General features: G+C 56.3%; 8 protein-coding genes and 1 pseudogene. 5 read left to right on the top strand and 4 right to left on the bottom strand.

The features are described from left to right. Positions 1 to 301 precede the first annotated feature (301 nt). A complete protein-coding gene (locus ABSE61_RS35025) occupies positions 302 to 1,066 on the top strand; it encodes an HD domain-containing protein (RefSeq protein ID WP_423875744.1) in 765 nt (254 codons plus the stop codon). Between the two features lie 102 nt (positions 1,067 to 1,168). Here the strand turns inward: ABSE61_RS35025 and ABSE61_RS35020 are convergent, their stop codons facing one another. Beyond that, complete coding sequence (locus tag ABSE61_RS35020; RefSeq protein WP_423875746.1) at positions 1,169 to 2,011, bottom strand: helix-turn-helix transcriptional regulator; 843 nt, start codon at positions 2,009 to 2,011, stop codon at positions 1,169 to 1,171. A 179-nt stretch (positions 2,012 to 2,190) separates the two neighbouring features. Here ABSE61_RS35020 and ABSE61_RS35015 point away from each other — a divergent pair, with 179 nt between their 5' ends. The 3 genes and pseudogenes from ABSE61_RS35015 (at position 2,191) to ABSE61_RS35005 (ending at position 4,977) form a co-directional block, all read left to right on the top strand. Then, the gene (locus ABSE61_RS35015; RefSeq protein ID WP_423875743.1) at positions 2,191 to 2,634 is read left to right on the top strand and encodes a hypothetical protein; all 444 of its coding nucleotides are present in this window, start codon (positions 2,191 to 2,193) and stop codon (positions 2,632 to 2,634) included. A gap of 140 nt (positions 2,635 to 2,774) precedes the next feature. Next, positions 2,775 to 4,443: pseudogene (locus tag ABSE61_RS35010) on the top strand (methyl-accepting chemotaxis protein). A gap of 15 nt (positions 4,444 to 4,458) precedes the next feature. Then, positions 4,459 to 4,977: a helix-turn-helix domain-containing protein gene (locus tag ABSE61_RS35005; protein WP_423875742.1), complete on the top strand. Its 519-nt coding sequence runs from the start codon at positions 4,459 to 4,461 to the stop codon at positions 4,975 to 4,977. Positions 4,978 to 5,392: 415 nt separating this feature from the next. Here ABSE61_RS35005 and ABSE61_RS35000 read toward each other — a convergent pair whose 3' ends face one another. After that, positions 5,393 to 6,700, bottom strand: a complete 1,308-nt coding sequence (locus ABSE61_RS35000) for a sensor histidine kinase (RefSeq protein ID WP_423875745.1) — start codon at positions 6,698 to 6,700, stop codon at positions 5,393 to 5,395. Between the two features lie 546 nt (positions 6,701 to 7,246). Here ABSE61_RS35000 and ABSE61_RS34995 point away from each other — a divergent pair. After that, positions 7,247 to 7,444: a hypothetical protein gene (locus tag ABSE61_RS34995; RefSeq protein ID WP_423875741.1), complete on the top strand. Its 198-nt coding sequence runs from the start codon at positions 7,247 to 7,249 to the stop codon at positions 7,442 to 7,444. 137 nt (positions 7,445 to 7,581) lie between these two features. Here the strand turns inward: ABSE61_RS34995 and ABSE61_RS34990 are convergent, their stop codons facing one another. Together ABSE61_RS34990 and ABSE61_RS34985 are read right to left on the bottom strand one after the other, a co-directional pair. Further along, positions 7,582 to 7,785: a hypothetical protein gene (locus ABSE61_RS34990; protein WP_423875740.1), complete on the bottom strand. Its 204-nt coding sequence runs from the start codon at positions 7,783 to 7,785 to the stop codon at positions 7,582 to 7,584. A gap of 17 nt (positions 7,786 to 7,802) precedes the next feature. Further along, positions 7,803 to 8,015, bottom strand: a complete 213-nt coding sequence (locus tag ABSE61_RS34985; protein ID WP_423875739.1) for a hypothetical protein — start codon at positions 8,013 to 8,015, stop codon at positions 7,803 to 7,805. Positions 8,016 to 8,338 lie beyond the last annotated feature (323 nt).

Below are 8,338 nucleotides of genomic sequence, written 5' to 3'. Positions count from 1 at the left end.
TTTTCGGGGCAGAGCGGAAATCGGACTTCGGGGCCGCCAAGGTTGACGGGCCATCAGGGAATACTGTCGTTTCCGGGGCGATGTTTCGTGCCCGAGCTTCTTAACGCAACTAAGTTCCGCGGGCGTGGAAAGAACCGACGCTGCGACGCCAATTCGCTTGAAAGCTGCCGGCTCGCCGGACGATTCTGATAGAATAAGTTCATTGCGGCGTATTGTTTGATTCGGCCGTCGAAAATTTGTGCGAAAAGTTCGTGCAGATTTTTTGGGCACGTTGGCCGATCCGCACAGCGAGGAGATCGAGATGAATGATCACGCGCAAGCCATGACATTATCCGAACGCGCCGATGAGCTCGAAGAGCACATGATGCACGAGCTCGAACGCGTCGTCGTCAAGTCGGCGCTGTTCAACCTGGCCGACGGCAAGGTGACCGACGAGACAGCTTCAACGCTGGCGCGCAATCCCGGCAAATATCTCATCATGAAGGAAGACCCGCGCCTTCCCAAAATGCCGGCCAAGCCCACCCTGATCGACTATTTCAAGTGCCGCTTCGCGTCGACTTCTCATTTGCTGCAGAGCGCAGCGCACGCGAAAAAGGCCGGCCAAAGCGAGAAAGTGATCATGGCCTGCCTCCTGCACGACATCGCGGTTGCGAGTTTCATCAGGTGCGACCACGGCTACTGGGGCGCCCAGATGATCGAGCCCTATGTGGACGAGGAAGTGAGCTGGGCCGTGCGTGCCCACCAGGCACTACGCTTCTTCGCGGACGAATCCGTCGGCTACGAATATCCCGAAGCCTACGTAAAATGGTTCGGTCCCGATTTTCAGCCCGAGCCCTATCTCGTCGACGAGTACAAGCGCGCCCGTAATCACAAGCACTATATGACGGCGCGCCTGATTACCCTTCATGATCTCTATTCTTTCGATCCGAATGCCAAGGTCGACCTTGACGACTTTACCGACATTATCGGTCGTCACTTCAAGCAGCCGAAAGAGGGGCTCGGCCTCGACAGCGGCCCGTCAGCCCATATGTGGCGCACCATGCTGTGGCCGACACGGTTCTTGTAGTCTTTCTTGTAGTCTTGCGTGATGATGGACGGCGCCTTCGTCAGCGAGCCGTCAGTCCCGCACACCCATGCGCCGACGAAATCGATGACCGACGAGTTAACGCTATGGATAGGCTGAGCGCTTAAGTGTTTCCGACGGTAATTCGCCGATGAGTCGGGCGTACTCGGAAGCAAAGCGCCCCAGATTCTGAAAGCCGCATCTGAACGCCACGCCGGTGACGGTCGTCTTCTCATCTGGTATTCTCAGAAGCTCGGCGGCCTTCTGGAGCCTGATGCGCTTGGCGAACTGCGCAGGCGAATCCCGGCCTGCGCGAGCGAATTGACGAAACATGGTTCTGACGCTGGTGCCGGCGAGTTCGGCGAGTTGCTCAACATCAACTGGCTTATCCCAATTTGCCTCGATGAAAGCCTCGACTGTGTCGACCACGGCGCGATTTGCGCTCGACGGCTCCTGCTGCAAGCGGTCGGTAAAATTGTGTCTGTGCGCCAGTAAAAACCTGAAGACGAGATTGCGTTCAATCTCGCTGATAGCTATGGGCGAATAATCCGGGCCGAACCGGTCAAGTTCGTCCACAAGTCGAAAGAGGTCCTGGCGGACGAAGGACATGCGCGCCGAATCCGGCTTGTCACTTGAAAAGACCAATTTTCTGTCGCCGGTGTCTCCCAACAGGCTGGCCATCGAGCGCTCGAGCAGCGATCCGTCAAGCCTCAGGACCAGCTGTTTATAGCGTGGCGTGAAGTCCAGTCGAAGTCTGGATTCGCCCGGGATGACAGGGCTCCATGCCCCGATCGGCTGGCTTGCGTTTGCCGTGCTAAAACCCGCTGCGCCCTCAATCGAAAAGAATTGGCGGACAATGCCGTCTTCGGGAAACAACAGTGAAACGGCGTTGTCATAGGAACAGAACGCTATGCCGACAGAGGCGAGGCGCGCGTAGCTTGCCCGAATTCCGAAATCACCGTCACGCGCATCGAATCCGATCGCGCCATAGTGTTGGTGAGTTGATGGCGTGCGAAATCACTATCGTGCGAGCGCACCACCGGATAGCGAACTAGGTAAACCAAGCTTCGAATCCCCCGGGAACCGTAATTTTACGGCTAATTTCCAGCGGAGCTACCAATCTTCGATTGCGCGCGGAACCTGGACGCGAGTCCATTTCGTGCCAGCACTGGCCGAATAATGCCAGCTCCTACGCCGGAGAATGGCAGGAACCGGACAAACGCGAAGCTAACCCCGTTTCACCTAATCAAGAGCGGGCAACAGCCGGGCAGAAAAAAGGGTTCGCACAGATGGGCGTGACGATCGATTTTGGCAGTGCAGCGCGCAGGCTTCGACCTATCGAATCCGATCAGGCGGCGATGACCGAAGTCGAGCGGATACTCGAAATCAAGGCGCGGTTCAAACTTGAGATGCGGTTGGCACTATCTCTGCTGGATTGGAAGATGAAGCTCCTGGATGCGTCGATGCCGGTATTGGACAAATCCAGGTTCGACACGGCGATGCTGGAAGAGAAGATCAACGATATGAAGAAGATGCTGCGGATTGCGACTGCAACTGTCGAAGCTCTGTGACGGATCGACGAGTTGGGATGAAGGCTCGTCTTGGCAAGAAGCATACAAAGCCGGGATTAATCCCATCGGTTTAATTCTCGAAAATGCGAGTTAGCTTCGGTTTTCGCTTGCAATTCAATTCAACGATCGCGAGGAACTATATGTTTGGCCGGACGCCACGTGCGGATTTCTACAAAGCGCAGGCGACACTCGAGGTGTCGGCTTGCGTCATGATAGCAGATGAATCCCTCAATATCGTCTACCTGAATCCGTCGGTAAAAGAACTGCTCGCGAGCGCGGAGAAGGAAATACAAGAGGACTTGCCGGAGTTTCGCGCATCAGAGTTGGTCGGCAAGAATATCGACTGCTTTCATAAAAATCCCGCGCATCAGCGCCGTATGCTTGAGAAGCTGAACAGCGTCCACACCGCGACCATCAAGGTCGGCGGACGATCATTCGATCTCGTCGCTGCACCGGCGAAAGGGCGCGACGGAAAACGCTGTGGCATTGCTGTCGAGTGGAGCGATGCCGCTGTCCGGTTACAGAACCTAAGCTATGCCGCCCAATCGGACGCGATCAGCAAGGCGCAGGCCGTGATCGAGTTCAACATGGATGGCTCGATTGTAACGGCCAACCAGAACTTCCTTTCAGCTCTCGGATATAGCCTCGATGAGATCAGGGGCAAGCATCATCGCATGTTTGTTTGCCCGGAAGAACATAACAGCCCAGGCAACCAGGAGTTCTGGCCAACCTGAACAACGGCCAATATCAAGCCGGCGAATTCAGGCGCGTTGCCAAGGGGGGCCGCGACGTTTGGATCATCGCCTCCTACAATCCGGTGTTCGATGAGAAAGGCAAGCCGTTCAAGGTCGTTAAATTCGCAACCGATATCACGGCGGACAAGCTGAGAAATGCTGATCTCGCCGGTCAGATTTCGGCGATCCAAAAATCTCAGGCGGTCATCGAATTCAAGATGGACGGTACCATCATTACGGCGAATGACAATTTCCTTCAGGCGCTGGGTTACTCGCTCAGCGAGATCGAGGGCCGACATCACAGCCTGTTCGTCGAGAATTCCGAGCGTGCCAGCGAAGGTTACCGCGCCTTCTGGGCCGCCTTGAATCGCGGCGAATATCAGGCTGGCGAATTCAAGCGAATAGGGCGTGGCGGCAAGGAGGTTTGGATTCAAGCCTCCTACAATCCAATTCTCGACCTTAACGGCAAGCCTTTCAAGGTGGTCAAATACGCCTCGGATACGACGCGGCAGGTGCTGGCGCGCTTGGGCAACGAGCGTGTTCGTTTGATGATGGAGTCCGTTGCCGCCGGTTCAGAAGAGCTCAATGCTTCCGTGCGCGAGATTTCGGAAGCGATGGTCAAATCCAGGGAAACGGCGAACGTCGCTGTGGAACAGGTGGCTGCCGCGGATGAGCAAGCGAACTGTCCAGCGCCGCAAATTCGATGAGCGGGATCGTCGAGATCATCGGGGATATTACGGGACAAATCAATCTGCTTGCGCTGAACGCGACGATCAAATCGGCCCGTGCCGGTGAAGCCGGCAGAGGTTTTGCGGTGGTCGCTGCCGAGGTCAAGAACCTTGCCAACCAAGCGAAGCAGGCCACCGACAAGATCAGCCAGGAGATCGGCAGTCTTAACGGTATTTCAACCGACGTGGTCGACGCGCTCGCTTCCATCAAGAGCGCGATTCAAAATGTCAGCGAGTATGTGACGTCGACAGCCGCCGCCGTGGAGGAGCAGAGCACGGTGACAAGCGAGATGTCTTCGAGCATACAGAGGGCAGCGGCAGAAGCGGCGGCTATGGCCAAAGGGTAGGCTCGAGGGCTGCGCATGAGCCGTTACCGCGAGATCATCGACAAAATAGATTTTCTGCTCCAATCCGATCCCGCCGCGAAAATGGACCTCAGCGAGCTTGCCGGGGCCATGAAAATTTCGCGGCGAACGGTACATAACGCTGTGCACTCCATTTGCGGGCTTTCCCCGCATCGTTACGTGCGCGTCAAGCGAATTTGGATGGTGAGGAATCAACTGCGTTCCGGCGCGGCGGGGCTGACCGTCAAGTCAAGCGCCGGTGCTCATGGCTTTCATCACATGGGAGAGTTTTCTGGCGCCTACAGGACCGTGATCGGGGAGATGCCGTCGAAGACACTTGCCGACGCAAGGGCCGCGCGATCAATTCAAATCGACCAAGCGGACGTTGAACAGAACTCCTGTCCTCAGCGGCTTCCGTTCTCGGCGCTGGGTTCGGCACCGGATACTTGTTCAGAGATAGACTATCGATCCGCCGCCGCCAGATCGGGTGATCCCAGAAAGCTGCATAATTCCGGCAATCGGAGAGCTGTTGCCTAGTCGCCTGATTTGGTCAGCTAACGGAGCGCATTGTTCCAGATCAAACTATCACGCAGCCATCCAGCGATAGTAGACAACTATGGAAAAACCTCCACAGTGGCCGGTTTGTCCGCGTTGCAAACGACCTTTGACGCTCCTGCCAAGGGACCAGGTGGTTTTAGCTTGCACCTTTTGTAACGAAGAATACTCCCAGGCTCATTTGGGCGAGATGCCAAAAGGGGCAAACTCGCCGAAATTGCGACTGCCGAGTTGAAGATGGCTGACTTGGTTTGCAAAAGTCTGGAGTAATCGCAGGGTTCGAACGTCAAACCTTGAATGGAGGCCGACCGCGATTCCTGACACGCCAGAACCGGCACATTCTTCTCGAAGAAAAATGCCACGCCTACGCTGACGCACTTGCTCTACCGCTTAAGTCCTATCGTAGAAAAACACTCCCGGGGGCTTGAAGCGACCAGTGCAGCCCTTCCTTGGCGAAGTCGAGTTCGACATTTCCACGGACGGCCTGTTCAATCATGCTTTTGATCACAACATGCCCAAAGCCCTTTTGCTTCGGCGTGGTCACCACGGGACCTCCGCGCTCGCGCCAATCCAGCTTCAAGCGGCCTGCGCTGGGCGTTTGATCAACCGTCCACGAAATAGAGAGCCGTCCGTGCGACGACGATAGCGCGCCATGTTTGACCGCATTGGTGGCGAGTTCATGCAGGGCCAGTCCGATAGCCTGGCTGGCATCGGCCACCAAATTGACTTCCGGTCCGCGTATCTCCAATTGCGAGCTGGACCGGTCGATAAAGGGAGCGAGCTGAAATTCGATAAGCTCTCGCAAGGAGCTTCCGCGCCAGTCACCACGCGCCAGCAGGGCATTCGAGGCCGCGAGGCCGCCAAGCCGGCCGCTTAATCGACTTTGGAAATCCTTTTGATCCTTGCTTTTGCGAAACGATTGATCTGCGATCGATTGCACGAGGGTCAACAGGTTCTTGGACCGATGTGAGAGTTCCTGCATCAGGAAGCGCTGATGTGTCTCTGCAGCCTTGCGTTCGGTGATGTCCGTGGCGACGTTGATGACGCGATGTGCGCGGCCATTCGGTTGCCGATCGAGCACGTGCCCATAACCCGCGAGCCAACGTATTTGACCATCCGATTTCAGGATGCGGTATTCGGCGGGGAAAGAGTCTTGCTTGTCCGTCAAGGCGTGATATTCGCCAAGCAAGTGTCGATCCTCGGGATGCATTGCTTGACGAAACTCATCCGATTGACCACCGAGCTGCCCAAGACCGTCCGGTAAATCGATCCCGAAGAGCGCCATTCCTTCGCGAGTCCAGGTTCGGATCCCCCTGACAAAATCGACCTCCCAGCTTCCGATCCGGCCCAGATGCATGGCGGATCGGTATCTTTCCTCGCTCTTGCGCAAAGCGCCTTCCATCAGCACCCTATTTGTCGTCTCCACGGCGGTGATAAGCACCCCACCGACTCCGCTGGGAGCCGAAGCGTCCGGGATTGGACTGTAGCTGATGGTGAAATGCGCATCCTCCCACCGAAAGCCATGCCGCTGAATCCTGAGAAGGAAATCTTCCGCGAAAAAGGCGCTGCGTTCGCCGCTCAAGATGCTCTCATGCAAAGGAGCGAGTTCCATCTGAACTTCCGGCCAGACCTCGCGAAACGGCAAGCCGAGCGCGCGGGGGTGCTTTTCGCCGAGGATGGGCCGATAGCCGTCGTTGTAGATCATCACAAAATCCGGCCCCCACCGGACGGCCATTGGGAAGCCCGAAGCGAGCAGGAGATTTACAACCAGCGTAAGGCTTGGTGGCCAACGATCTGCATCACCAAGCGCGGTCTTCGACCAGTCTTTCGCACGGATGAGTGCCGACATGTTCGGCGTCGAAGATATGTCGGGTTCTGTCAGCAGGGTCACCGCGATGGGCTAAAATCACAAACTTGCCAATGATCTCAGTATCTCATTTTGACCAATAGAGGAAACCGGGCCGAAAACGGAACTCGCCCGATTTGAGGAGGGCGGGTAGCCAAAATCCGCCCCCGTATTTTACGTGGTCGGAGCCGAAAGTCGCAAGCGCGATCGTCGTCGCTTCATCCGAGTGGATTGTCCATGTCTGGGAAATGATGGGCACTTTTCGGGTAGTCATGGCAGCCGCTGGCCTAACGAGGCAGTAAGTCTACGGGGTTAAATCAATAGCAACGCTTCCTCACGGGCTCCTGGACACAACATTTCTAAGAAAACTGAATTTGCGCCAGCCGGAAGCGACGAGGAAACCTCATGTTAAAACTCGTCCAGAATTTTCGTATTGTCACCAAGCTCGCTATCGCATCCGTGCTCAGCATCTCGCTGATTGGTTTGATGACATTCAGCCAGATCGCCGGCAATTCCGCGGTCAGAAAAGCCAACGAAAATGCGACCGCGCAGCAATACTTGCGCGAGACGCGGTCGACGCGAAAGCCTCGATCCGCGGTATGAAGGTCGGGGTTCGAGACCAACTGCTAATCTGAAAAGCCCATCTCACTCCTCGCGCGGGGGTTGAGTCAATCGGATGTGCACAGCAAAGACCGCCCCGAAGGCGGTCTCTTAGCGGCGCAACGGGGTTTCGAAAAACGTCATGCTTGCGAAAGCTCATACCAAATCGTTACGACGATGCATGGATGGTTTCCGTCATCCGGCTTTTCCTCGACGGTCGCCACCCTCGTTTCCGTCCGGATGATTGATGCGGCGCTTAGATGATCGAGCCAAGCATTTATTCGTTCTTCGAGCTCGCCAGTTGTTGAGCCCATGAAAAACTTTACTTTCATTGGTTTCGGCATCCTCGATCCCTCCTTGGTTAGTGGCCCTTCATTTCAAGAAACATCGACTTCACGTCGGAAAGCCTTAGCGCCTTTTCTCGTGGCCCCTGGTGCTGCTTCAGCGCGTGAAGCTGGCGCACGGCGATGGCGTCGCGCTTGTGACCATCCTCTTCGGCAAAGAACGCCTTCATGTCCTTGACGAAAGCGCGGGCGACGGCGGGAGGAAGTTCGAGCGGCTTGCGAGCGATCATCGGTCGTGCAGCTTCGTCGCGACCAGGTTCAGGCGGTATTCCGGATCTGTGGCGTATCGCTCAGCCAGGTCACGCCGGTCTGGAGCGCAATGGCGAACCGGAATCCCATTGCAGAAGACCGTCCACCAATCCGGCGGGAGATCGTGCTCGCGGTCCGGCAAGTGGCCGACGTCATAGGCTTCGTTGGGATCTTGTCCGGGGATGATCTTCCTCCGAAAAAATGGACAGGGTTAAGCTGCTTTTAGCTCCATCTCGATCGGGCTGAGATATCCGATGGCCGAGTGGCGACGCGTTCGATTGTAGAAGCCCTCGATGTAGGCAAA

This window comes from Bradyrhizobium sp. (assembly GCF_049519115.1).
In the GTDB taxonomy this organism is placed as follows: Bacteria; Pseudomonadota; Alphaproteobacteria; order Rhizobiales; family Xanthobacteraceae; genus Bradyrhizobium.
Note: the sequence above shows the minus strand (reverse complement) of the source record. Positions and strands in the feature narration are given on the sequence as shown.